Raw genomic sequence first — 23,267 nt, forward strand, 5'->3', positions numbered from 1 at the left:
CCGGCAGGGCTTCTCAGCGCACGTTCGTGAGGTGCGCGTACGCCACCACGTTGCCCTGGTAGCCGGTCTCCTCGGAGAAGCCGCCGCCGCAGGTGATCAGCCGCAGCGAGGCGTGCGGCGAGTCGCCGTAGACGCGCTGGTCGGGGAAGTCGTCGTTGTCGTAGACCTCGATGGCGTCGATCGAGAACACGGCCGTGCGCCCGTCCTTGCGGACCACCTCGACGGTGGTCCCCTTGGTCAGGGCCCCCAGGGCGTAGAAGACGGACGGCCCGTCCGCGTTGTCCACGTGCCCCGCGACGATCGCGGTGCCCCGGGCGCCGGGCGGCACGCCGTCCGCGTACCAGCCCGCGAGGTTGCGGTCCTCGTCCGGCGGTACGTCGAGGCTGCCGTCGGCGGCCAGCCCCAGCCGGGTCATCGGCGCGTCCACCTCGATGCTCGGGATGCGGATGCGGACCGGCTCGGAGCGGTCCAGCGGATCGGCGACCGGAGAGCCGGGCTGGAGCTGGGGCCCGGCGGCGAAGGCCTGGGCGCTGGAGGGCTGCGGCGGGATCAGCTGGCCGCCGGGCCCGTTCTGGATGAGCCAGATGCCGCACAGCACGGCGATGCCCACCAGCCAGCCCTTGGCCTTCTGCGCGTTGGGGGACACGGCGTCGTCCTCGGTCGGTGGTCCGGGGCGGGCGGGGCGCGCTCGGGGACGCGCCCCGCCCGGTCAGAGGGGAAGCGGTGGTTCAGCTTCCTTCGGCGCCCTCGGAGCGGCGGCGCAGCAGCCACAGTCCGCCGACGGCCGCCAGACCGATCACGCCGACGCCGAGGGCGACCTGCGTGGAGTTCGGTTCGACGCTGCCGCCGACCCCGGTCCGCACATGGCCGGACGGGCGGTCGTGGATGGGCTTCTCGTGCTTGCCGCCGCCGATCACCTTGAGGTCGCCGACCGCGTCCTTGCCGTTGTCGCAGGAGACGATGATCTCGTAGGTGCCCGGCCGGGTGTCGTGCGGCACGGTGAACTGGCCGACCACGACCTCCTTGTGGGTGCCGGGGCGCACCTCGAAGTCCCCGGCGTCCAGGGAGTTCGCGTCGCCGATGCCGGAGCCCTTCTTGCCGCAGGCGGTGGTGTTCACGGTGACGGTGGCGCCGGGGGCCGCGGTCGACGGGGTGATCTCCAGACGGCCGAAGTCACCCGCGTACGCGGACGGAGCGGCGGCGGTGAGACCGAACGCGATGACGGTGAACGCGGCACCGACGGTGCCGGTCACGAGGCGGGCAGGACTGCGCATGGGGATCCTCCGGGCAGACGGCGCGAGCGGGTGTGTCCTGACCCGAGCCAACGGGGACCGGGCCCGCCACGCCTTCTGACGCCAGGTCAGCTTTCACCCGTACGGACCGGCGCGGCAGCCTTGCCGGAATGGATCACCGCAGGTGGCGACGGTGCGACTGGGCCGTTCGGTCCGTGCTGCCGGGTCGGGTGCCGATCGGGTGAGAGGTCGCGGCGAGTGTGATGTAGGTCACATGTATGACCTCGTGGGCCCCGGGCACACGCAAGACACCCCCCACGGGACGGATCCCCGCCCCCCACGGCACCCGCCCCCACCGGCCCTCCCCCCCCCGGGACCGGTGGGGGCGGTGTCAGTTCCGCCTCCGGCCCCGCTCACGCCTTGTCGGTGGCGGTGGCGCTCCAGACGATCCGCGGCGGACGCACCCGGGCGCAGAGCGGCTGCCCCTTGGCATCGGTGAGCCCGAGCCGGCCGGTGAGGCGCCCGGAGCGCGCGGCGGCTTCGAGGATCTCCGGATCGATGTCGCTGAACATCAGCTTGGCGCGCCGGAACATGGTGAAGACCCCGGCGTCGTCCACCGTGCCCCAGGACAGATAGACGAACCGCCCGCCCAGCCGGTTCTGGACGTACGGCCCCGACACCTCGATCCCGTCCGTCGTCGCGGTGGCCGTGCAGTCGAGCACCCACGAGGCGGAGGGAGCGTCCCCGGGGTGCGGGCCGAGCAGCTCGCCCGGCCGGTCCTTGCGCTGGACACCGACGTGGATGTTCTCGTACCCGGGGAAGTCGCTGTCCGGGCCACAGCTGCGGCCGGGAAGGGCTGAGGCCTCGATATGGATCTGCATGCCCCCATGGTCCGGCACGGCCGGGCCCGCCGGCCCCGCCCTCTCCGGGCGGACGGCTCAGACGACGTCCTCCGGAGCGCTGTCGTACACCGCGCCCAGGTCCTTCATCAGCTCCGCGTCGACCGTGAAGCCGACACCGTCGATCCGCCGCACCGGCGCGATGCCCTGCGAGTTGCAGACGAAGGCGGAGCGGTAGCGGCCCACCCCGTCCGGGCCCTCCAGCGTCACCGGGCGGCGCACCGACGGCCGTCCGGCCCGGGCCAGCTCCTGCTCCAGCAGGGTCATCGTGATGCCGGTGAGCGCCGGGGCGCCGGGCCACACCACCGAGGTTCCGTCCCAGAAGCCGATGTTGGTGATGGCCCCCTCGGTCACCACCCCGCCCGGCGCGGTCAGCAGCGCCTCTTCGAACCCCGCCCGCCCGGCCAGCATCCCGTAGTACGTCTGCCCGAACTCGCCCGGCCGCTTGATGTGCGGGGCCGTGCGCGCGTACGGCACCGACATCAGGCTCCGCGCCCCGGACGGCGGCACGGCGGGCTCCCGGACCGTCACCATCAGCGTCGTGCGCGTCGCGCCGGGCGGCAGATAGCCGTTCACCCGCACCGAGGCGTCCCGCCGCCCCGCGCCGTCCAGGGCGTGCCGGACCAGCTCCCGTACCCGGTCGCCGTCCAGCGGCAGTTCGAACAGTTCCCGGTTCGCGGCGTCCAGCCGGGCGAGGTGCAGCGCGAGCCCGCGTGCCTTCCCGTCCCGCACCTGGAGGGCGGTGAAGTGGCCGTAGCCGTACAGCGCGGGGATCCGCAGGGTCTCCTCGGTGGCCGGGCGGCCGTCGAACTCGATGTGGGGCGTGGGCGGATGCGTCGTCATGCGGCCACGGTAGGCGTGCCGTACGGGCCGGGGCGGGCCCGGCCGGACGGAGCGGGGCGGCGGGCTCGTCCGCCCGCGCCCGGATGAGCGGGCCCGGCCGGGCGGGCTTGACCTCAACCGCGGTTGAGGCTGAAGGGTCGACGCCATGGACACCACAGCCGCATCCACGTCTTCCGCGCCATCCACCGCCTCGTCCACCGAGCCCGCCCCGCTCAAGGTGGCCGTCATCCTCGGCAGCAACCGCGACGGCCGTTTCGGCCCCGTCGTCGCCGACTGGTTCCTGGCCCGCGCGGCCGGACACCCCGGCGTCGAGACCGAACTGATCGACGTCGCCGAGACCGGCCTGCCCACCGCGATCACCTTCAGCCCCGGGCCGGAGGAGGCGGCGCGGCTCGCCACGGTCTCCGAACGGCTCGCGGCGGCCGACGCCTTCGTCGTCGTCACCCCCGAGTACAACCACTCGTTCCCCGCGCCGCTGAAGACCCTCATCGACTGGCACAGCGCCGAATGGCAGGCCAAGCCCGTCGCCTTCGTCAGCTACGGCGGCATCTCCGGTGGGCTGCGGGCCGTCGAACACCTCCGGCAGGTCTTCGCCGAGCTGCACACCGTCACCGTCCGCGACACCGTGTCCTTCCACAACGCCGGTGTCCTCTTCGACGACGAGGGGCGCCACCTGGACCCGGAGCCCGCCGACGTGGCGGCCAAGACGCTGCTGGACCAGCTGGTGTGGTGGGGCACGGCACTTCGCGACGCCCGGAATCTCCGTCCGTACGGCGCCTGACGGCCCGTGGGCCGACAATCACATCGAAGGCCCACGGGCAGGAAGCCCGCCGCAGTCCGCATTCCGAGGAGACCGACGATGACAGCGCCGCCGGCATGGCTGACCGTACTGACCACGACCGACAGCGAGGACAAGGCCCAGGCCCTGGCCCGGTCGGCGGTGGAGGCCAGGCTGGCGGCCTGCGCGCAGATCTCCGCCCCCGTCACCTCCGTCTACCGGTGGCAGAACGCCATCGAGACGACCGAGGAGTGGCAGGTGTTCTTCAAGACGACGTCGGAGCGCTACGGCGAACTGGAGGAGCACCTTCAGCAGGAGCACGACTACGACGCCCCGGAGATCATCGCCCTGCCGGTGGTCCGGGGCAGCGCCCGCTACCTCGGCTGGGTGACGGCGGAGACGGCGCCCCCGGCGGCCCTGTGACGGCGACCGTGACCACGGCCGTCCCCGGCGGACCCGTCGCCGCCGAGCTGCCCTTCTTCGTGTACGGGACGCTGCTGCCGGGCGAACCCAACCACGACCTGTTCCTCCGGGGCCGTACGGCGGGGGAGCGGCCGGCCGTACTGCCCCGGGCCCTCCTCTACGACGGTCCCGGCTACCCGTACGCGATCGAGGGCCACGGCCGCGTCCACGGCACCCTCCTCGTCGCCGCGCCGGGGGTGTACGGGGAGCTGCTCGGGCTGCTGGACCACCTGGAGGAGTTCCTGGGCCCGGGCCACCCGCGCAACCTGTACGAACGGGTCGTCCGCGAGGTCGAGCTGCCGGGCGAGGCGGGCACGCCGGGCCCCGGCGACGGGGCGGGCGGGTCCGTGCGGGCCTGGGTCTATCTCGCCGCGGCCGCCGTCACCCGCTCGCTGCGGACGGGCGGCGTCCGCATCCCCGAGGGCCGGTGGATCACCGGCCGTACGCCGGACAGGCCCTAGCTAGACCACCCCGACCTCAGGATTCACCCGCCCGGAGCAAGCGGCCGACGCCGCGCTGCGGGCGGGAGCCCGGGGCGGGCCCGTCAGCGTGCCCCGGCGGCCAGCGCCTCCGTCACACCCGGCTCCCTCGGCCCCAGGAAGCGCGGGTCGGGCCGGAACAGGGCGTCCAGCGCCGCCTTGCCCGAGGCCGCCAGCTCCCGGACGCCGCCGTAGTACCAGACGGAGTCCCGTGGCTCGTCGACCCCGACGCCGTACGCGTCGATCCCGGCGGACCGGCACAGCGTGACCGCCCGGTGGATGTGGAAGCCCTGGCTCACCAGCACCGCCCGGTCGACGCCGAAGATCTTCTTGGCCCGGACGCAGGAGTCCCAGGAGTCGAATCCGGCGTAGTCGCTCACGATCCGCTCGTCGGGCACCCCGCGCCCGGTGAGATACGTGCGCATCGCGTCCGGCTCGTCGTACTCCACCCGGCTGTTGTCCCCGGTGACCAGGACGACCTTCACCTTCCCGGCGCGGTACAGCTCGGCCGCCGCGTCCAGCCGGTGCGCGAGGTACGGGGTCGGCCGGCCGTTCCACAGCCCGGCCCCGAACACCACGGCGACCTCCCGCGCCGGAGCCTCGGCCGTCGTGCCCACCCGGTCGCCGGCCTCCAGACGCATCCAGGTCGCGGGCACCAGCGCCAGCACACAAGCGGCCATCAGCCCCTGCACCAGACGCCGTTGGACCCGCCGGGTGCGCGGCAGCCGCAGAGCGGGCCGGGCCGGCCACCGGATCTCCTTCAGCCGCAGCCCGAGATGCCCGGACCGCCCGAGCCCCTTCCGTCTCCCACCGGTCTCGTCGATCTCTCCGGCTTCCCCGGTCCCTCCGGCTTTCCCGGCCTTCCCGCGCACCAGAACCCCCACCCCTCGCCCCGCCTGTCCGTCGTCCACCGCACCCGCACCCGTACCCGTGTGCGCCCCGCGCCCCCCACCCCATCTGACGCCCGGAATGCCACGAAGGTTCGCCCGCCGCCCCGGTTGTGGCATCCGCCACCGGCGTACGCACACCGCTCCCGCCCCCGCCGTGAGGCGGCGGAAAACCCCCGTGACCCTCGCGCAACGGCCCGGCAACCTCCGCCCGGCACCATCGGTCCATGACGGAGCCGGACACGCACCAGCCTCGCGAGTCGACCTCGATGACCGACAGCACCGCGCAACTCCTCACCCGTATCACCGACCGGCTCGGCGCCCAGCTCAGCCTCGTCTCCCGGAACGGAACCCGCAGGCCCATGCACCGCACCCGGCCCGACCGCCCCGCCCCGCACCCCGGCGGCGCGCCCGCCCCGTCCCTGGTCGCCGTGGCGCACGGCAGCCGCGACCCGGAGGCCCTGCGCACCGTGCTGGCCCTCCTGGACCGGGTGCGCGAGCTGCGCCCCGGCCTCGACGTCCGGCTCGGCCACATCGAGCTGAACCGGCCGCTGCTCCCGGACACCCTGGACGGCCTGCGCGGAGCCGACGCCGTCCTCGTACCGCTGCTCCTGGGGCGCGGTCACCACGTCAAGCGCGACCTGCCCGCCAGGGCGTCCGCCGCCCCCGCCGTACGGACCAGGATCGCCGCGCCCCTCGGACCGCACCCCCTGCTCGTCGAGGCGCTGTACGGGCGGCTCGTCGAGGCCGGCTGGGACGCCACCGACCGGGGCGGGCGGGCCGCCGCCGTGGTCCTCGCCGCCGCCGGCTCCCGCGACCCCGACTCCGCCCAGGACACCCGGCGCACCGCCCGCCTGCTGGCCGAACGCCTCGGTGTGCCCGTCCTCCCCGCGTACGCCTCCGCCACCACGCCCACCGTCCCCGCCGCCCTGCGCGCGCTGGCCGCCCGAGGACGCCACCGGACCTTCGTCGCCTCGTACTTCACCGCCCCCGGACGCTTCGCGAGCGCCTGCGCCGAGGCCGCACCGCACCGGGCCGCCGCCCCGCTCGGCGCCCACCCGGCGATGGCCCGCCTCCTGCTGCACCGCTACGACCAGGCGGTGCGGACCCCGGGAGACGTCCGGGCCGACGCGGTGAGCCTGCTCGCTTCCGCCTGACATCCCGGGCCCGCTCGCGTCCGGTTGTCCGTCCCGGTCGCTAATGTCGGAACCATGGACGGCACACAGGGCGCACCCGGGGCAGAACCGGCACACGGCACACAAGGCACGCAGAGCGCACACCGGACCACGGGGTCGAGTCCCTACGGGTCCGCCGACACCGAGCGTTTCGACACCGAGGAGGACAAGCGGCCCGGCCGCACCGCCTTCCAGCGCGACCGCGCCCGGGTCCTGCACTCCGCGGCCCTGCGCCGGCTCGCCGGGAAGACCCAGGTGGTCACGCCCGGCACCCGTTCGCTCGTCTGGGACGCCAGCCCCCGCACCCGCCTCACCCACTCCCTGGAGTGCGCCCAGGTCGGCCGCGAGCTCGGCGCGGTCCTCGGCTGCGACCCGGACCTGGTGGAGACCGCCTGCCTCGCCCACGACATGGGCCACCCGCCGTTCGGCCACAACGGCGAACAGGCGCTCAACGACTTCGCCTCCGACTGCGGCGGCTTCGAGGGCAACGCCCAGTCGCTGCGCCTGCTGACCCGCCTGGAGCCCAAGCGCTTCGTCCGCGACCCGCGCACCGGCGACCTGGTCAGCGTCGGCCTCAACCTCACCCGGGCCGCCCTGGACGCCGCCACCAAGTACCCCTGGCCGCGCGGCGCGCACCCCACCGACCCGCACTCGGTCAAGTTCGGGGTGTACGCCGACGACCTGCCGGTCTTCGCCTGGGCCCGCAAGGGCGCACCCGAGGACCGCACCTGCTTCGAGGCCCAGGTGATGGACTGGTCCGACGACGTGGCGTACAGCGTCCACGACTTCGAGGACGGACTGCACGCCGGGCACATCGACCCCAACTGCCTCTACGCCGAGCCCGAGCGCGAGGAGATCTGGGCCGTCGCCATCGGCCGGTACGTCCCGGCCGGCACCGACCCGCAGGAGCTGTCCGAAGCCCTGGACCGGCTGATCGACCAGGACTGGTGGCCGCACGGCTACGACGGCTCCGCCGTGGCCCAGGCCCGCCTGAAGGACGCCACCAGCCAGCTCATCGGCCGCTTCTGCACGGAGGCCGAGACCGCCACTCGCGCGGTGTACGGCCCCGGCCGCCTCGGCCGGTACGGCGCCGAGCTGGTCGTCCCGCGCGCCGTGCGCCACGAGTGCGCCGTGCTCAAGGCGGTCGCCGACCGGTACGTGATGCAGCGCTCCGAGCAGGAGACCCTCCGCGCCGACCAGCGCATCGTCATCGCCGAGCTGGCCGCCGCCCTCACCTCCCGCGCCCCCGAAGGCCTGGAACCGCACTTCCGCGCCCTGTTCGACCAGGCGCCCGACGACCACGCCCGCAAGCGCGTCCTCGTCGACCAGATCGCCGCCCTCACCGACGCCTCCGCACGATCCCTGCACGCCGCGCTCACCGCCCGTCGCGGCTGACCGGCAGACTGGAAGGGGCCGGACATCTGACCACTGGGTGTGACCTGTCCGGGGCACACCCTCTTTCGTCATCACGCTGCGTGCGGGACGCTCGCAGCTGTGGGGGCGCCGCGCAGCACAGCACTGAGGAGGCATCAAGTGGTCGACGCACATCAGACGTTCGTCATCGTCGGAGCAGGACTCGCAGGGGCGAAGGCGGCCGAAACACTGCGCGCCGAAGGGTTCACCGGCCGAGTGATCCTCATCGGCGACGAGCGCGACCACCCCTACGAACGACCGCCGCTCTCCAAGGGCTACCTGGACGGCAAGGCCGAACGCGACAGCGTCTTCACCCACGAACGCCCCTGGTACGCGGGCGCCGACATCGAGCTGCACCTCGGCCAGCCGGTCACCGCGCTCGACCGGTACGCCAGGACCGTGCAGCTCGGCGACAACACCGTCATCCACTACGACAAGCTGCTGCTGGCCACCGGCTCCGAACCCCGCCGCCTGGACATCCCCGGCACCGACCTGGCCGGCGTCCACCACCTGCGCCGCCTCGCCCACGCCGACCGGCTGCGCAACGTGCTCGCCGCCCTCGGCCGCGACAACGGCCACCTGGTCATCGCCGGAGCCGGCTGGATCGGCCTGGAGGTCGCCGCCGCCGCCCGGGGCTACGGCGCCGAGGTCACCGTCGTCGAGGCCGAGCCCACCCCGCTGCACCAGGTCATCGGCCCCGAGCTGGGCCAGATCTTCACCGAACTGCACAGCGCGCACGGCGTCCGCTTCCACTTCGGCGCCCGCCTCACCGAGATCACCGGCCAGGACGGCATGGTCTTCGCCGTCCGCACCGACGACGGCGAGGAGCACCTCGCCCACGACGTCCTCGCCGCGATCGGCGCCGCCCCGCGCTCCGCGCTCGCCGAGGCCGCCGGGCTGGAGATGGCCGAGCGGGCGCACGGCGGCGGCATCGCCGTGGACGCCTCGCTGCGCACCTCCGACCCGCACATCTACGCCGCCGGGGACGTCGCCGCCGCCGTCCACCCGCTGCTCGGCACCCGGCTGCGCGTCGAGCACTGGGCCAACGCCCTGAACGGCGGACCCGCCGCCGCCCGCGCCATGCTCGGCCAGGACGTGACGTACGACCGCGTCCCGTACTTCTTCTCCGACCAGTACGACCTGGGCCTCGAATACTCCGGCTGGGCCCCGCCCGGCTCCTACGACGAGGTGATCATCCGGGGCGACGCCGGAAAGCGGGAGTTCATCGCGTTCTGGCTGAAGGACCGCCGCGTCCTCGCCGGGATGAACGTCAACGTGTGGGATGTCACCGAGACGGTCCAGGAGCTGATCCGGGCCCGTCAGCAGCACGACCCGGAAGCCCTCGCCGACCCGTCGGTCCCGCTGGACTCCCTGCTCTGAGGCGTACGGCCGGGGCGCGGGCGGCACGGCCCGCGCCCCGGCGGCCCACCCGCCGCGCGTCCGACTGTCCGCGCCCACCCGTAGACTTCATGCGTGGCTGGCAGGATCAACGACGACGACGTGAAGGCGGTACGGGACGCGGTCCCGATCGACTCCGTCGTGTCCGAGTACCTTCAGCTGCGCAACGCGGGCGGCGGAAACCTCAAAGGTCTCTGCCCCTTCCACGACGAGAAGTCCCCCTCCTTCCAGGTCAGCCCCGGCAAGGGCCTGTTCCACTGCTTCGGCTGCCAGGAGGGCGGCGACACGATCGCCTTCGTGATGAAGATCGACCACCTCTCCTTCTCGGAGACGGTCGAGCGCCTCGCCGCCAAGGCGGGCATCACCCTGCGGTACGAGGAGGGCGGCTACAACCCCTCCCACCAGCGCGGCGAACGCATCCGGCTGATCGAGGCCCACCAGGCGGCCGCCGAGTTCTACGTCCGCGCGCTGGAGAGCCCCGAGGCCGAGATCGGCCGGAAGTTCCTCGCCGAGCGGGGCTTCGACCAGGACGCCGCCGCCCACTTCCGCGTCGGCTACAGCCCGGCCGGCTGGGACCACCTCACCCGCTATCTGCGCGGCAAGGGCTTCAGCGACAAGGAGCTGATCACCTCCGGGCTCTCCCAGGACGGCCGCCGCGGCCCGATCGACCGCTTCCGCGGCCGGCTGATGTGGCCGATCAGCGACACCGCGGGCGACATCGTCGGCTTCGGCGCTCGCAAGCTCCGCGACGACGACAACGGCCCGAAGTACCTGAACACCCCCGAGACCCCGGTCTACAAGAAGTCCCAGGTGCTCTACGGCATCGACCTGGCCAAGAAGGACATCGCCAAGGCCAGCCGCGCCGTCGTCGTCGAGGGTTACACCGACGTCATGGCCTGCCACCTCGCCGGGGTCACCACTGCCATCGCCACCTGCGGCACCGCCTTCGGCAACGACCACATCAAGATCCTGCGCCGCCTCCTCATGGACAACGGCAGCGCCCGCGTGATCTTCACCTTCGACGGCGACTCGGCCGGCCAGAAGGCGGCCCTGCGCGCCTTCGAGGACGACCAGAAGTTCGCCGCCGAGACCTACATCGCCATCGCCCCGGAGGGCATGGACCCCTGCGATCTGCGGCTCGCCAAGGGCGACGACGCGGTGCGCGACCTGGTCGAGCCGCGCACCCCGCTCTTCGAGTTCGCGCTGCGCCAGATCGTCGGCCGGTACGACCTGGAGACCCCGGCCGGGCGCGGCGCGGCGCTCGACGAGGCCGCCGCCGTCGTCGCCAAGATCAAGACGAGCAGCGTGCAGCGCGAGGTCGCCGTCCAGCTCGCCGGGTTCGTCGGCATCCTCGACCAGGAGTTCGTCGTCCGCCGCGTCGCCCAGCTCGCCCGCTGGGCCCGTGACAAGGGTGGCGACGGGGAGCGCGGCGGACCCCAGGGCTCCCGCGGCGGGCCCCGGGCCCCCCGCGGCGCCCCGCAGCCGGCCGCCCCCGGCTTCTCCGGCCCCGCGCTCAACCTCCGCAGCCCCGCCCACCGCACCGAGCGGGAGCTGCTCAAGCTGGCCCTCCAGAAGCCCGCCCTGGTCGCGCCGGCCTTCGACGCCTACGGCGTGGACGAGTTCACCGCCCCGCCCTACGCCGCCGTGCGCCGCTGCATCGAGGAGGCGGGCGGCGCCGAGCAGGGCCTCGCCGACAACCGCGAGTATCTGGTCGCCGTCATGGACGCGGCCCCCGACAACACCGTCCGCAGCCTCGTCACGGAGCTCGCCGTCGAGGTCTTCATGAGCAAAACGATCGACGAGACCTACGCGGGGGTCCAGCTCGTCCAGGTCCGGCTGCGCGCCGTGGACCGCCGCATCAACGACGTACAGGGCAGCCTCGTCCGCCTCGGCAGCAACGTGGCTCCGCACGAGCTGGCCGCCGCGCAGAACGAGGTCTGGGTGCTCCAGCAGTACGCCCAGTCCCTGCGCGCCCACGGCGCCGCCGCGCTCTGAGCCCGCCCACCGCCCGCCCACCGCCCGCCCACCGCCCGGCGAGCCGGCCCGGGCGGATCCGGCGGGCCCGGTAACCACCCGGTGACGGACCGGAATCAGAAAGTCCTCGCACGCCCCTCGTGACAGTCGTGTGTCGTACCCCACACTGGGGAATGTCTGAGTCATCGGAGCACGCCGGTTCGCGGGGAACACCCGGGGCCGGGCAGACCTCCACCCCCGTCATCCGGCAGCGATCACCTGGAGGTCGCCCCCGTGCAGACCCGGACCGTGACGACCACGACCGAGCCCATCGCGGCCATCCCGGCGCAGCACAGGGCCCTGCACCACCCGGAGACCACAGCCGGCCCGCCCGGACACGCACCCGAGGCAGTCATGGTGGAAGCGACGCATCTCCCCGAACCGCCGGAGCCGCGGAACCGGGCGGACTCCGGCGGCCCCACCTCCGACCTGTTCCGGCAGTACCTGCGCGAGATCGGCCGCATCCCGCTGCTCACCGCCGCCGAGGAGGTCGACCTCGCCCGCCGCGTCGAGGCCGGGCTCTTCGCCGAGGAACGCCTCGCGGGCACCCCCGACCTCGACTCCCGCCTCGCCGGGGACCTGGACCGCCTGGTGGTGATGGGCCGCACGGCCAAACGCCGCCTCATCGAGGCCAACCTCCGCCTCGTCGTCTCCGTCGCCAAGCGTTATGTGGGCCGCGGGCTGACCATGCTCGACCTGGTCCAGGAGGGGAACCTCGGGCTGATCCGGGCGGTGGAGAAGTTCGACTACGCCCGGGGCTACAAGTTCTCCACGTACGCCACCTGGTGGATCCGCCAGGCCATGTCCCGCGCCCTGGCCGACCAGGCCCGCACCATCCGCGTCCCGGTCCATGTCGTGGAGCTGATCAACCGCGTGGTCCGGGTCCAGCGCCGGCTCCTCCAGGAACGCGGCGTCGAGCCGACCGCCGAGGACATCGCCGCGGAGCTGGATCTGACGCCCGAGCGGGTCACCGAAGTCCTCCGCCTGGCCCAGGAGCCCGTCTCGCTGCACGCCCCCGTGGGCGAGGAGGACGACGTCTCCTTCGGCGACCTCATCGAGGACGGCGACGCCGCCTCACCCGTCGAGTCCGCCGCCTTCCTGCTGCTGCGCGAACACCTGGAGGCGGTGCTCTCCACACTCGGCGAACGCGAACGCAAGGTCGTACAACTGCGGTACGGCCTGGAGGACGGGCGGCCCCGCACCCTGGAGGAGATCGGCCGGATCTTCGGCGTGACACGCGAACGCATCCGCCAGATCGAGTCCAAGACCCTCAGCAGGCTGCGGGACCACGCCTTCGCCGACCAACTCCGCGGCTACCTCGACTGATCCACCCGGCCGGAACGCTCAGTCCACCTCGGCCAGCGCCTCCGCGAACTGGGCGGCGTACAGCCGCGCGTAGGCGCCACCGGCCGCCAACAGCTCCTCGTGCGTGCCCTGTTCGACGATCGAGCCGCTCTCCATCACCAGGATCACGTCCGCGTCCCGGATCGTGGAGAGCCGGTGCGCGATCACGAACGACGTACGCCCGTGGGCGAGGCGCGCCATCGCCTTCTGGATCAGCACCTCGGTCCGGGTGTCCACCGAACTGGTCGCCTCGTCGAGCACCAGGATCACCGGGTCGGACAGGAACGCCCGCGCGATGGTGATCAGCTGCTTCTCGCCCGCGCTGACCCCGGTCCCCTCGTCGTCGATCACCGAGTCGTACCCGTCGGGCAGCGTCCGGATGAACCGGTCGGCATGCGCCGCCCGGGCCGCCTCCTCGATCTCCTCCCGGGTGACCTCGCGCGAAGCGCCGTACGCGATGTTCTCCGCGATCGTCCCGCCGAACAGCCAGGTGTCCTGGAGCACCATGCCGATCGAGGACCGCAGATCGTCCCGGGACATCTTCGCCACATCGACCCCGTCGAGCGCGATCCGCCCGCCGGTCACCTCGTAGAACCGCATCAGCAGATTGACCAGCGTGGTCTTGCCCGCCCCGGTCGGACCGACGATCGCGACGGTCTGCCCCGGCTCCACACTCAGCGACAGATCCTCGATCAGCGGCTTCTCCGGCTCGTAGCGGAAGGACACCTTCTCCAGCGAGACCCGGCCGGCGGGCCGCTCCGGGCGCTCACCGCGCTCCGGATCCGCCTCCTGCTCCTCGGCGTCCAGCAGCTCGAAGACCCGCTCCGCGGACGCGATGCCGGACTGGATGAGGTTGGCCATCGAGGCGACCTGCGTCAGCGGCATCGAGAACTGCCGCGAGTACTGGATGAACGCCTGGACGTCACCGATCGACAGCGTGCCCGAGGCGACCCGGAGCCCGCCGACCACCGCGACCAGCACATAGTTGAGGTTGGATATGAAGAACATCAGCGGCTGCATGAGCCCGCTGGCGAACTGGGCCTTGAAGCCCGCCTCGTACAGCGCCTCGTTCTGCTCGGCGAAGTCCCGTGCGGACTCCTGCTGCCGGCCGAAGACCTTCACCAGGTGGTGCCCGGTGTACATCTCCTCGACATGGGCGTTGAGCGTGCCCGTCACCCGCCACTGCTGCACGAACTGCGGCTGCGACCGCTTGCCGACCTGCGTCGCCACGACCACCGACAGCGGAACCGTCACCAGCGCGACCAGCGCCAGCAGCGGCGAGATCCAGAACATCACGACCAGCACACCGACGATGGTCAGCAGCGAGTTGATGAGCTGGCCCATCGTCTGCTGGAGCGTCTGCGAGATGTTGTCGATGTCGTTCGTCGCCCGGCTCAGCACTTCACCGCGCTTGGCCCGGTCGAAGTACGACAGCGGCAGCCGCGCCAGCTTCGTCTGGAGGTCCTCACGCAACTGGAACACGATCCGGTTGATCACCCGGATCGACAGCCGCGTCGCCACCAGCATCAGCAGTCCGGCCCCGACATAGACCGCCAGGGCCAGCAGCAGGACGTTCCCCACCGCCCCGAAGTCGATGCCCTCGCCCGGGGTGAAGCTCACCCCCGAGAGCATGTCGGCCATCGAGCCGCGGCCCTCCTCGCGCAGCCCCTCGATCGCCTGCGCCTTCGTCGAGCCCTCGGGCATGTCGCGCCCGACGACACCGGCGAAGATCAGGTCGGTCGCCCTGCCGAGGATCTTCGGCCCGGCCACCGAAAGACCGACGCTCACCGCCACCGCGCCGAGCATCAGCCAGAGCGAGGTCTTCTCCCGGCCGAACCGCTTCAGCAGCCGCTTGCTCGACCCCTTGAAATCCATCGACCGGTCGGTGGGCGCGCCCCCGGCCATCATCCGTCCACCCGGACCGGCCATTACGCGGCCTCCGCTTCCGTCAGCTGGGAGAGCACGATCTCCCGGTACGTTTCATTGCCGTCCATCAGCTCGTGATGGGTCCCGGATCCCACGACCCGGCCCTCGTCCAGCACCAGGATCCGGTCCGCGTCACGGATGGTGGACACCCGCTGCGCCACGATCACCACGGTCGCCCCGGCCGTCTCCCGGCCCAGCGCCGCCCGCAGAGCCGCGTCGGTCGCGAAGTCCAGCGCGGAGAACGAGTCGTCGAACAGATAGATCTCCGGGCGCTGCACCAGCGTCCGCGCGATCGCCAGCCGCTGCCGCTGACCGCCCGACACATTGGTGCCGCCCTGCGCGATCGGCGCGTCCAGCCCGTGCTCCAGCGCCTCCACGAACTCCTTCGCCTGCGCCACCTCCAACGCGTGCCACAGCTCCTCGTCGGTGGCGTCCGGGTTCCCGTACCGCAGGTTCGTCGCGACCGTCCCCGAGAAGAGATACGGCTTCTGCGGCACCAGCGACACCGTCTTGGACAGCAGCACCGGATCCAGCGTCCGCACGTCCTCGCCGTCGACCAGCACCTCGCCGTCCGTCACATCGAACAGCCGGGGTACGAGCCCGAGCAGCGTGGACTTCCCGCTGCCCGTCGACCCGATGACCGCCGTCGTCTCACCTGGCCGGGCCACCAGATCCACGTTCCGCAGCACCGGCTCCTCCGCACCCGGGTAGCGGAACTCCGCGCCCCGCACCTCCAGATGCCCGTGCCGCCGCAGCTCGGTGACGGGCGCGACGGGCGGCACGACGCTCGACTCGGTCCCGAGGACCTCCTCGATGCGCTCGGCGCACACCTCGGCGCGCGGCACCATCATGAACATGAAGGTGGCCATCATCACGGCCATCACGATCTGCATCAGATAGGCGAGGAACGCGGTCAGCGCACCGATCTGCATCCCGCCGCTGTCGATCCGGTGCGCGCCGAACCACACCACCGCGACCGACGACAGGTTGACCACCGTCATCACGGTCGGGAACATCAGCGCCATCAGCCGCCCGGTCGCCACCGACACACCGGTCAGCTCGGTGTTCGCACCCCGGAACCGCTTCTCCTCGTACCCGTCCCGGACGAAGGCGCGGATGACCCGGTTGCCGGTGATCTGCTCGCGCAGCACCCGGTTCACGCCGTCCAGCCGCTCCTGCATGGTGCGGAACAGCGGCCCCATCTTCCGCACGATGAGGCCGACCGAGACCCCGAGCACCGGCACGACCGCCAGCAGCACGGCGGAGAGCGGCACATCCAGGCCGAGCGCCATGACGATGCCGCCGACGCACATGATCGGGGCCGACACCATCAGCGTGAACGCCAGCAGCACCACCATCTGGACCTGCTGGACGTCGTTGGTGGTCCGGGTGATCAGCGAGGGCGCCCCGAAGCGGCCCAGCTCACGGGCGGAGAAGGACTGCACCCGGTCGAAGACGGCGGCCCGCACATCCCGCCCGAGAGCGGCGGCGGTACGCGCCCCGTAGTAGACGGCCCCCACATTGCAGAGGACCTGCAGAACACTGACGGCGATCATGAGACCGCCGAACTCCAGGATGTAGCCGGTGTCACCCGTGACGACACCGTTGTCGATGATGTCGGCGTTCAGGCTGGGCAGATACAGGGTGGCGCAGGTCTGGAGCAGCTGGAGACAGACCAGCAGCACGATGGGTTTCTTGTACGGGCCCAGATGGGCCCGCAGGAGTTTTATGAGCACGCGGGTCTCTCGGAATCGGCGGAAGGCAGAGGCCGACCCAGTTTCGCGTACGCCGTACTCCGAGAGCGAACCCTTTTCCCCAAGCCCGGGTCAAACCTGGAGCGCTCGGGAAACCCGCGCGCTCCAGGGGCGCGCTCGGGCGTCACGGACGCACGCCGACGCCCGCGCTCACTCCGGGTGGACGCCACGGAAGGCCCCGGGGTGGATCTGGTCCCGGGTCGCCGCGTACTGCTGACGCACCGCACCGCCGACCGCCAGCTCGTCGCCGGGCTCCAGCACCTGGGCCGCCGCACCCTGCCAGGCCGGGGGAGTGCGCGGGTCGAGAGCGCCCTGCGAGACGCCGAGCGCCCAGGCAGCCTGCCGGGCCGCGCCGAGCGCCGCGTACTGGGCGGGCTGCGGCACCACGACCTGGGTGCCGAACACCGCCGGAGCCAGCGCCTGCACGGCGGGCAGTTCGGCGGCCGCGCCCAGCAGGAACACCCGCCGCACCTCCACACCCCGCCCGCGCAGGACGTCCAGGGCGTCGGCGAGCGAACACAGCATTCCCTCGAACGAGGCCCGCGCCAGATGCTCCGGCTTCATCGACTCGCGCCGCAGCCCGCTCAGGGTGCCCGCGGTGTGCGGAAGCTGCGGGGTGCGCTCACCTTCCAGGTAGGGCAGCAGCACGAGCCCCGAAGCGCCGGGCGTCGACTTCATGGCGAGCGCGGACAGCTCCTCCAGCCCGTCCACGCCCAGCATCTCGGCGGTGCCCCGCAGCGCACGCACGGCATTGGAGAGGTGCACCACCGGCAGATGCATCCCGGTGGCGTCGGCGAACGAGGTGATCATGCCGCTCTGATCGGCGAGCGCCTCGTGATGCACCGCCATCACGGACCCGGAGGCCCCCAGCGACACCACCGCGTCGCCCACCGCGACCCCGAGCCCGAAGGCCGCGGCCATGGTCTCGCCGGTGCCCGCGGAGATCAGCAGCCCTTCCGGGGTCATCCCGGCGGAGTCGGCGGGCCCGAGCACCTCGGGCAGCGCGGCGGAGTGCCCGAGGGCGATCTCCATCAGATCGGGGCGGTAGGAGGCGGAGCCTGCCGACCAGTACCCGGTGCCCGAGGCCGCGCCCCGGTCCGTGGTCCGCCGGGCGGGCCGGCCCAGCAACTGCCACACGAGCCAGTCGTGCGGCTGGAGCACGGCGGCCACCCGCTGGGCGTTCTCCGGCTCGGTCCGCGCCAGCCAGCGCAGCTTCGCCACCGGCTGCGCGGCGCTCGGCACGGCCCCGACGGCCTCCGCCCAGGCCTGCCGCCCGCCCAGTGCGTCGACGAGATCGGCGGCGGCGACCTGCGCCCGCCGGTCGTTGCCGAGCAGCGCGGGACGCACGAGGTTGCCCTGCTGGTCCAGCGGCACGAGCCCGTGCTGCTGGGCGGAGACCCCGATGGCCTGCACACCTTCGAGCAGCCCGCCGGAGGCCGCCTCACCGAGCGAGAGCAGCCAGGCCTGCGGATCGACCTCGGTGGCCTTCGCCTCGACCGGGTGGGCGGCGTACCCCTCCCGGAGCACGGCGCCCGACTCCGTGTCGCAGACGACGATGTGAGTGAAGGCGGAAGAACTGTCCAACCCCGCGACTATGCCCATACGGAGATTCTGCCGCACCACGCGACGTTCCCGTAACCGACGCCTTCGGCCGCCGGGCCCCCGTCGCTCAGGTGTTCGTGGTCCCCCAGTCGTCCTCGGCGCCGCCGTTGTGGCTGCTGCGCTCCCGCAGCGACCGCACCCGCTCGGCGACGGAGGCGGGCACCTTGTCCCCGACCTTGTCGCTGACCGAGTGGTACGCCTTGCCCGCGATGTCCCGGCCGCTGTGCGCGGCACTCTCGGCGGCGTTGCGCACGGCGGGGTTCTCCGCGAACTGCCGGGCCGACTTCTTCAACTGCTCGTAACGCTCGCGCCCGGCTCGCGTGCCGAGCACGTAACCGAGGGCCACTCCGGCGATGAACGTGAGCCGGTACCGCATGGCTGCCACCCTTCCTACGCTTGGTGCGACGTGTGCAGCCCGCCTACCCGCGAGCACCCGAGATCACCCCGGGCGATACCGATTGGCGGAGCACCCCCCTGCTTGCGCTAATGTATGTGTCGCAGCGAACGCGCGCCGCCCGGCAGCCGCCAGGCAGGTACGATTTCGAGGCAACGCAGCAATCCCCTGTAGCTCAATTGGCAGAGCAGCCGGCTGTTAACCGGCAGGTTACTGGTTCGAGTCCAGTCGGGGGAGCGCGATCCCCTGTAGCTCAATTGGCAGAGCATTCGGCTGTTAACCGGAGGGTTACTGGTTCGAGTCCAGTCGGGGGAGCGGAACGGAAGAGGACCCCGAGGGGTCCTCTTTCGCGTGTGGGCCGGATCCCCTTCGGGAGCCTCGGACGGGCCCGGAAGGCGACTCTTTCGGGTCTCCTCGATCTCGCCTGCAACCGGGCAGCACGCAGCGACGTCCCCAAGATCAGGTGAAGCCGGCCAACCGGAGCGAGAGATCGTATGACCGGCTATGCTGCGGCAGACGGTGCGCACACTTGTACGCGCCACGCCGAAACGGGGCGGTAGCTCAGCCGGTTAGAGCAGCGGACTCATAATCCGTCGGCCGTGGGTTCGAGTCCCACCCGCCCCACCGAGCGTCCCCAGGCAGAATCGTTCTGGCCTGGGGAGACGCGTTTTCCGGGGAAGTTCCGCGGGCGGCGGTCGCCTCGCGCAGGTGTGGCAAACGTGAGGTCTCGCACCTGACCTGACCCCTCCAGGGCCTGCCGCGAGTGCGAGGGGGTGGCTTCTTCGCTGCCGTTCCTCGTGCGGCGACGTCACTGTCCTGCCGGGCATCCGCCAGCTCGTGTTTCCGCTCGGACAACAGTCGGTCCAACTCACGGAGCTGCGCTTTCAGTGCCTCGACCTCCCGGCTCGCCGCGGCGTCACCGCCGTCGTTGCCGGCGGCCTGCGCGGGGCGAGAGGCCCTGCCGCAGCCGGCAGGGCCTCTCGCTTCCGGTCATGGGCTTGCTAGGCCGCCGCGTGCCCGAGGATGCGCAGCGAGTACGTGTCGTACGTCCGGTGCAGGACCATCACCACGGGGCCCGAGGTGAGTACTCCGCTGACGACGTACTCCTTCTTGTTCTTGGTCTCGGCAGCCCGCTCCTTGTACAGGGAGTCGGTTTCCCTCTTGGCCTGTTTGAGCCAGGAAGACGCCTTGGCGTGATCGATTCCCGCCACGTCCAGCTCGGTGCAGGCCGCGAGGAAGTCGAGAGCGCCGGACTTGTCCGTACCGGTCCCGCACAGCAGGGACGACAGGTCGGTGTGGTCGGCGAACCCGGCTGACACCGTCGTTCCGGTGCCGCTGCGTCCGTGGATGTACGTTCTCATCTTCCCGTTGGGCATTTCCTGTTTGACGGGTTTGTCCAGGTTCAGCTTCCAGTTCTTCGCGAACCGGGAGAGAAAGTCCTTCCCGGTGTACCCGGCGGCCATCGTGACCCCCGCGCCGATGCTGGGCCGGTCCTTTCCGGCGACCGCGTGCTTCGGCAAGTCGGTGGCAGGCGTCACGGTCGGCGTCTCGGCCGGCGTGCCGGGCGGCGTGGCTGCGGCCTTGGGCGCCGCGGCCGTCGAACGCTCGGATGCCGCCGTCTTCTCGGGGGTGCTTTGGCTACAGGAGACGGCCCCCGCCGCACCGATGGCGACCGCCATCAGAACGACGGGGACGCGGAGGGCGGTGCGCATCACAGGCCTCCGTCGTTGAGGCTGCAGATGCCGGGGTCGGCGGAGGTGGCCGGAATGAAGCCGACCGCGTCGAACACCACGTTGTCGTCTCCGGTGGCACCCTTCTGGATGTTGTCCAGTTCGATCCGGCCGCCCTTCCAGAAGGTGAAGGTGCCCATCTCGACCCAGGTCTCCTCGCCCGCACTGCGAGTTCCCTGGTTGATGCTGCAGTGGTCGGGCTCGGCGCCGGCCGTGTTGTCCCCCGGGATGAAGTCGTACCCGATGGTCGCTTCGGCGCCGTGGCTCGGCAGGTGGACGAAGACCCGGTAGCGATTGCCGGGCTGGTCGCCGGAGGGAAGCAGCTTCGGGTTGATCTGCCACCGGCCGGTGACCTTGTGGAAGATCTCCCCGTAGGGGTAGCTGTGTGTGAAGTACACGTGGTGGTCGTACCCGGCGCCGAGTTGGTGCAGGTCGATGTTGGCGATATAGGGGGTCGCGCGGTAGGTGCTGTCGTCCCTCTGCATGGTGAAGTTGTCACCGGACTGGAGGGTGAACTTGCCGTCCCAGGCCCCCTCGAAGTCCCCGCAGCCGTAGGTGTCCTCGTGCTCTCCGAGGTCATCGATGACGATGGCGTTGGAATTGCCGTTCGGCCAGTCGAAACAGTTGCCGTGGTCGTACTTGCTCTGCAACTCGGGTTCCGACGAGCCGAGCGAGTAGCGGAGATTCTCGGTGCTGGAGTTGCTGCCGCTCTGCGAGCCGATCCACTCCGCGCTCTTGCCCCAGAAGCACAGGTTGTTCCAGCTCGGGCACGGGTCGGCCGCGGCCGGGTCGCACGCGTTGGACGCGTCGCAGAAGGTGCCGTACGGGGGCGTCTTGAGGACGGACAGCGGCATGTCGGGCCGGACGTAGGACTCTTCGTTGTTCCAGGTCCGCTGGGGGTTCTCCGCCCAGCCGAGGATCTTCTCGGGATAGTTCCACTCGCCGGGGCGGGACGCGTCGTCGTAGCTGTACCGCAGGAACGGGTCGCGGTCCGCCGGATAGCTCGGGTTGATCGGGTTGTTGAAGAAGCCCAGGCCGGCGTTGGACCCGACGGTGTAGACGCCGGAGTTGTAGCCCCAGAGCGCCATGTACCAGTTCTCGATGTAGGCCGCGCTGCCGCTGTTGGCGTTCATGCCCAGATCCTTGAGCTGGTTCCACTTCTCGCCCAGGATGCCCAGACCGGCGGCGATGTTCGCCGCGTAGTCGGTGGTGACGGCGCCCGCGTGCAGGGTGTCCAGCTGGTCCGGGTATGCCGAGTCCATGCCGGTCGTGACCTGGGCGATGCCGTAGCCGCAGTCGGCCGCTGTCGCGTCAGGGTAGCCGTGGATGCCGTTTCCGTTCCCGAGCCAGTCGGACCGGGTGACGTTGCCCGAGTCACCGTTCATGGAGTGCCAGGACGCCTGCTTGAAGTTGGATTCCTGGGCGAGGACGGCCAGCATGACCTGCGCGGGAATCTCCCCTCCGCCGGTCAGGACCGGCTTGGGGAACAGACCCTGCGGGGTGTAGGCGCCGAGGCCGGTGTCGTGCCAGTTCGCCGGACGCGAGAGGGTCAGCCGGCCGTGGACCGCCTGGTCGACCGCCCACTCGACCTGGTTGGCGCTGGCCTGGAGGGCCTGACGCTTGGGGTCGTTGCGCTTGACGATGCAGGGGGTCTCCATGCGCGGGATCTTGCCGATGACGGCCGCGCCGTCCCCGGACAGGCACTGGGTCTCGGGGGCGGCCTCACCGCAGGTGAGCGGATCGTCGTCATCGGACATGGCGAACGCGGTCGGGCCCATCGTCGGCGTCGTGTCCGACTTCGGCCGCTTGCGGTCGGCATCCACGAGCGTGGTGGCCTTCGTGCCCGTCCTCAACGCGGTCGCCTTGACGGTGAGCGATCCGGCGCCCTTGGCGAGGGACGAGCCGACGCCCTCGGTGACGCCCTTCATCTGTTCGGAGAACACCGAGTGGGTCACCAGATGACCGAGGCGCGAGATCCCGGCCACCCGGCCGTCCACGGCGTGCTTGGCGAGCCCTGGGGCCTTGCCGGTGTCGATGGCCTTCACGTCACCGACGACCGCGTCGCCCTTGGCCACGCGCAGCAGCTTCACCTTGCCCTTCGGCGCGCGGCCCAACTCGGTGAACTTCTCGCCGTCGAAGCGGGAGATGACGCTCTTCCCGCCGTCGACCGTGCCGATGTCCACGGCACCGTTCGCCGAGGCGGCCAGCGCGAACATGGGGCCGGGCACCTTGGAGAGCGTACGGGCGGACAGCTTCGTCCTCCCGTCGTCCTTGAGGTCGACCAGCTTGCCGGAGAGGACGCCGACGGTGCCCTTCCCGGTGGGGGTGACGTGTGTCAGGAAGCCGTCGACGGTGCGGCGGGAGGAGACCGAACCGGTGGTCGCGTCGACCGAGATCACCGTGGTCCGGCCCTCCGACGTGTCCGTGGCGGAACTGGAGGTGAACGCCACGTCGTCGCCCGCACCGCAGCCGGGCGAGAAGTAGGCGAGCTGCACTCCGCCGGGAATCTCGGTGACCTTGCCGTCCGACAGGCGGATCACCGCGGCGAACGCGCCGCTCGCGTAGGCACCGGGCTTGTTGGACCAGACCGACGGGGCGTAGACCGCCGCCGCGTAGTTCCCCGAGCCGGTGGTGCAGACGTAGCCCGTCCACGGGCCGACGTCGGACAGTTCCTTGCGCTTGAGCCGGGCGATCTCGTAGAAGGAGAACCCGTCGCTCTCCCGCGCCGAAAGGATGTGCAGCCCCTCGGCGTCGCCGGTGGCCTGCACGATCTCGTCGGCCGAGGAGGTGTAGTCCGTGCCCAGGTCCTTGCCGGGCGCGGAGAACATGCGCGTCGTGTTCTCCGCGGCGGTGGGGGCCGGCGCGGGATCCGCGGACGCCATCGGGACCAGCGCGGCGGATGCCGCCACCACGCTCATGATGACCAGCGGATTCATGG

At 71.7% G+C, this 23,267-nt stretch carries 19 protein-coding genes and 3 tRNA genes; 11 read left to right on the forward strand and 11 right to left on the reverse strand.

From position 1 onward, the window contains the following. Positions 1–13: 13 nt before the first annotated feature. From AC0VY3_RS07875 to AC0VY3_RS07890, 4 genes are all read right to left on the reverse strand, one after another. Positions 14–646 carry a class F sortase gene (locus AC0VY3_RS07875; protein WP_103510198.1) on the reverse strand — a complete coding sequence of 211 codons (633 nt, stop codon included), beginning with the start codon at positions 644–646 and terminating at the stop codon, positions 14–16. Positions 647–728: 82 nt separating this feature from the next. Further along, positions 729–1,274 carry a hypothetical protein gene (locus tag AC0VY3_RS07880; protein ID WP_242739662.1) on the reverse strand — a complete coding sequence of 182 codons (546 nt, stop codon included), beginning with the start codon at positions 1,272–1,274 and terminating at the stop codon, positions 729–731. 371 nt (positions 1,275–1,645) lie between these two features. Continuing rightward, a complete protein-coding gene (locus AC0VY3_RS07885; RefSeq protein ID WP_475549280.1) occupies positions 1,646–2,113 on the reverse strand; it encodes a DUF5990 family protein in 468 nt (155 codons plus the stop codon). Positions 2,114–2,170: 57 nt separating this feature from the next. Beyond that, the gene (locus AC0VY3_RS07890) at positions 2,171–2,974 is read right to left on the reverse strand and encodes an aminotransferase class IV family protein (RefSeq protein WP_103510201.1); all 804 of its coding nucleotides are present in this window, start codon (positions 2,972–2,974) and stop codon (positions 2,171–2,173) included. A 145-nt stretch (positions 2,975–3,119) separates the two neighbouring features. Between AC0VY3_RS07890 and AC0VY3_RS07895 the strand changes: the two genes are divergently transcribed. From AC0VY3_RS07895 to AC0VY3_RS07905, 3 genes are all read left to right on the forward strand, one after another. Next, positions 3,120–3,755: an NADPH-dependent FMN reductase gene (locus tag AC0VY3_RS07895; protein ID WP_103510202.1), complete on the forward strand. Its 636-nt coding sequence runs from the start codon at positions 3,120–3,122 to the stop codon at positions 3,753–3,755. A gap of 78 nt (positions 3,756–3,833) precedes the next feature. Continuing rightward, complete coding sequence (gene cutA, locus AC0VY3_RS07900; RefSeq protein ID WP_103510203.1) at positions 3,834–4,175, forward strand: divalent-cation tolerance protein CutA; 342 nt, start codon at positions 3,834–3,836, stop codon at positions 4,173–4,175. Beyond that, a complete protein-coding gene (locus AC0VY3_RS07905) occupies positions 4,172–4,675 on the forward strand; it encodes a gamma-glutamylcyclotransferase family protein (RefSeq protein ID WP_103510204.1) in 504 nt (167 codons plus the stop codon). The genes cutA and AC0VY3_RS07905 overlap by 4 nt, the downstream gene beginning before the upstream one ends. An 83-nt stretch (positions 4,676–4,758) precedes the next feature. Here AC0VY3_RS07905 and AC0VY3_RS07910 read toward each other — a convergent pair whose 3' ends face one another. Next, positions 4,759–5,565 carry a SanA/YdcF family protein gene (locus AC0VY3_RS07910; RefSeq protein WP_374935504.1) on the reverse strand — a complete coding sequence of 269 codons (807 nt, stop codon included), beginning with the start codon at positions 5,563–5,565 and terminating at the stop codon, positions 4,759–4,761. A 242-nt stretch (positions 5,566–5,807) separates the two neighbouring features. Here AC0VY3_RS07910 and AC0VY3_RS07915 point away from each other — a divergent pair, with 242 nt between their 5' ends. The 5 genes from AC0VY3_RS07915 to AC0VY3_RS07935 all read left to right on the forward strand — a co-directional run bounded on the left by AC0VY3_RS07915 (position 5,808) and on the right by AC0VY3_RS07935 (position 12,905). After that, the gene (locus AC0VY3_RS07915) at positions 5,808–6,737 is read left to right on the forward strand and encodes a sirohydrochlorin chelatase (protein ID WP_475549281.1); all 930 of its coding nucleotides are present in this window, start codon (positions 5,808–5,810) and stop codon (positions 6,735–6,737) included. Between the two features lie 54 nt (positions 6,738–6,791). Continuing rightward, positions 6,792–8,150 carry a deoxyguanosinetriphosphate triphosphohydrolase gene (locus AC0VY3_RS07920; protein ID WP_242739650.1) on the forward strand — a complete coding sequence of 453 codons (1,359 nt, stop codon included), beginning with the start codon at positions 6,792–6,794 and terminating at the stop codon, positions 8,148–8,150. Between the two features lie 138 nt (positions 8,151–8,288). Then, positions 8,289–9,548 (forward strand): NAD(P)/FAD-dependent oxidoreductase, encoded by a 1,260-nt coding sequence (locus AC0VY3_RS07925; RefSeq protein ID WP_242739648.1) that lies wholly within the window; start codon positions 8,289–8,291, stop codon positions 9,546–9,548. 93 nt (positions 9,549–9,641) lie between these two features. Continuing rightward, positions 9,642–11,561, forward strand: a complete 1,920-nt coding sequence (gene dnaG, locus AC0VY3_RS07930) for a DNA primase (RefSeq protein ID WP_475549282.1) — start codon at positions 9,642–9,644, stop codon at positions 11,559–11,561. A gap of 252 nt (positions 11,562–11,813) precedes the next feature. Beyond that, the gene (locus AC0VY3_RS07935; protein WP_103510209.1) at positions 11,814–12,905 is read left to right on the forward strand and encodes an RNA polymerase sigma factor; all 1,092 of its coding nucleotides are present in this window, start codon (positions 11,814–11,816) and stop codon (positions 12,903–12,905) included. A gap of 18 nt (positions 12,906–12,923) precedes the next feature. Here AC0VY3_RS07935 and AC0VY3_RS07940 read toward each other — a convergent pair whose 3' ends face one another. The 4 genes from AC0VY3_RS07940 to AC0VY3_RS07955 form a co-directional block, all read right to left on the reverse strand. Then, positions 12,924–14,852 carry an ABC transporter ATP-binding protein gene (locus AC0VY3_RS07940; RefSeq protein WP_242739644.1) on the reverse strand — a complete coding sequence of 643 codons (1,929 nt, stop codon included), beginning with the start codon at positions 14,850–14,852 and terminating at the stop codon, positions 12,924–12,926. After that, positions 14,852–16,585 carry an ABC transporter ATP-binding protein gene (locus AC0VY3_RS07945; RefSeq protein WP_242739642.1) on the reverse strand — a complete coding sequence of 578 codons (1,734 nt, stop codon included), beginning with the start codon at positions 16,583–16,585 and terminating at the stop codon, positions 14,852–14,854. The genes AC0VY3_RS07940 and AC0VY3_RS07945 overlap by 1 nt, the downstream gene beginning before the upstream one ends. Before the next feature lie 168 nt (positions 16,586–16,753). Then, the gene (locus AC0VY3_RS07950) at positions 16,754–18,205 is read right to left on the reverse strand and encodes an FGGY family carbohydrate kinase (RefSeq protein WP_103510212.1); all 1,452 of its coding nucleotides are present in this window, start codon (positions 18,203–18,205) and stop codon (positions 16,754–16,756) included. A gap of 67 nt (positions 18,206–18,272) precedes the next feature. Next, positions 18,273–18,581 (reverse strand): hypothetical protein, encoded by a 309-nt coding sequence (locus AC0VY3_RS07955; protein ID WP_103510213.1) that lies wholly within the window; start codon positions 18,579–18,581, stop codon positions 18,273–18,275. A gap of 182 nt (positions 18,582–18,763) precedes the next feature. Between AC0VY3_RS07955 and AC0VY3_RS07960 the strand changes: the two genes are divergently transcribed. The 3 genes from AC0VY3_RS07960 (at position 18,764) to AC0VY3_RS07970 (ending at position 19,223) form a co-directional block, all read left to right on the forward strand. After that, a tRNA-Asn gene (locus tag AC0VY3_RS07960) sits at positions 18,764–18,836 on the forward strand. A gap of 5 nt (positions 18,837–18,841) precedes the next feature. Beyond that, a tRNA-Asn gene (locus AC0VY3_RS07965) sits at positions 18,842–18,914 on the forward strand. Between the two features lie 235 nt (positions 18,915–19,149). Beyond that, positions 19,150–19,223, forward strand: a tRNA-Ile gene (locus AC0VY3_RS07970). A 377-nt stretch (positions 19,224–19,600) separates the two neighbouring features. Here AC0VY3_RS07970 and AC0VY3_RS07975 read toward each other — a convergent pair. Both AC0VY3_RS07975 and AC0VY3_RS07980 read right to left on the reverse strand, forming a co-directional pair. After that, positions 19,601–20,311 (reverse strand): hypothetical protein, encoded by a 711-nt coding sequence (locus AC0VY3_RS07975; RefSeq protein ID WP_475549283.1) that lies wholly within the window; start codon positions 20,309–20,311, stop codon positions 19,601–19,603. After that, positions 20,311–23,265, reverse strand: coding sequence for a hypothetical protein (locus tag AC0VY3_RS07980; protein ID WP_475549284.1), 2,955 nt, complete (start codon positions 23,263–23,265; stop codon positions 20,311–20,313). The genes AC0VY3_RS07975 and AC0VY3_RS07980 overlap by 1 nt, the downstream gene beginning before the upstream one ends. Positions 23,266–23,267 lie beyond the last annotated feature (2 nt).

The organism is Streptomyces sp. iso_384, from assembly GCF_056172905.1.

What these genes read in the sequence shown, in the direction of transcription:
- cutA (WP_103510203.1), top strand. Translation starts at nt 3,834, where the DNA reads ATGACAGCGCCGCCGGCATGGCTGACCGTACTGACCACGACCGACAGC.
- AC0VY3_RS07980 (WP_475549284.1), bottom strand. Translation starts at nt 23,265, where the DNA reads ATGAATCCGCTGGTCATCATGAGCGTGGTGGCGGCATCCGCCGCGCTG.
- AC0VY3_RS07920 (WP_242739650.1), top strand. Translation starts at nt 6,792, where the DNA reads ATGGACGGCACACAGGGCGCACCCGGGGCAGAACCGGCACACGGCACA.
- AC0VY3_RS07895 (WP_103510202.1), top strand. Translation starts at nt 3,120, where the DNA reads ATGGACACCACAGCCGCATCCACGTCTTCCGCGCCATCCACCGCCTCG.
- AC0VY3_RS07950 (WP_103510212.1), bottom strand. Translation starts at nt 18,205, where the DNA reads ATGGGCATAGTCGCGGGGTTGGACAGTTCTTCCGCCTTCACTCACATC.
- AC0VY3_RS07890 (WP_103510201.1), bottom strand. Translation starts at nt 2,974, where the DNA reads ATGACGACGCATCCGCCCACGCCCCACATCGAGTTCGACGGCCGCCCG.
- AC0VY3_RS07915 (WP_475549281.1), top strand. Translation starts at nt 5,808, where the DNA reads ATGACGGAGCCGGACACGCACCAGCCTCGCGAGTCGACCTCGATGACC.
- AC0VY3_RS07885 (WP_475549280.1), bottom strand. Translation starts at nt 2,113, where the DNA reads ATGCAGATCCATATCGAGGCCTCAGCCCTTCCCGGCCGCAGCTGTGGC.
- AC0VY3_RS07975 (WP_475549283.1), bottom strand. Translation starts at nt 20,311, where the DNA reads ATGCGCACCGCCCTCCGCGTCCCCGTCGTTCTGATGGCGGTCGCCATC.
- AC0VY3_RS07880 (WP_242739662.1), bottom strand. Translation starts at nt 1,274, where the DNA reads ATGCGCAGTCCTGCCCGCCTCGTGACCGGCACCGTCGGTGCCGCGTTC.
- AC0VY3_RS07940 (WP_242739644.1), bottom strand. Translation starts at nt 14,852, where the DNA reads ATGGCCGGTCCGGGTGGACGGATGATGGCCGGGGGCGCGCCCACCGAC.
- AC0VY3_RS07955 (WP_103510213.1), bottom strand. Translation starts at nt 18,581, where the DNA reads ATGCGGTACCGGCTCACGTTCATCGCCGGAGTGGCCCTCGGTTACGTG.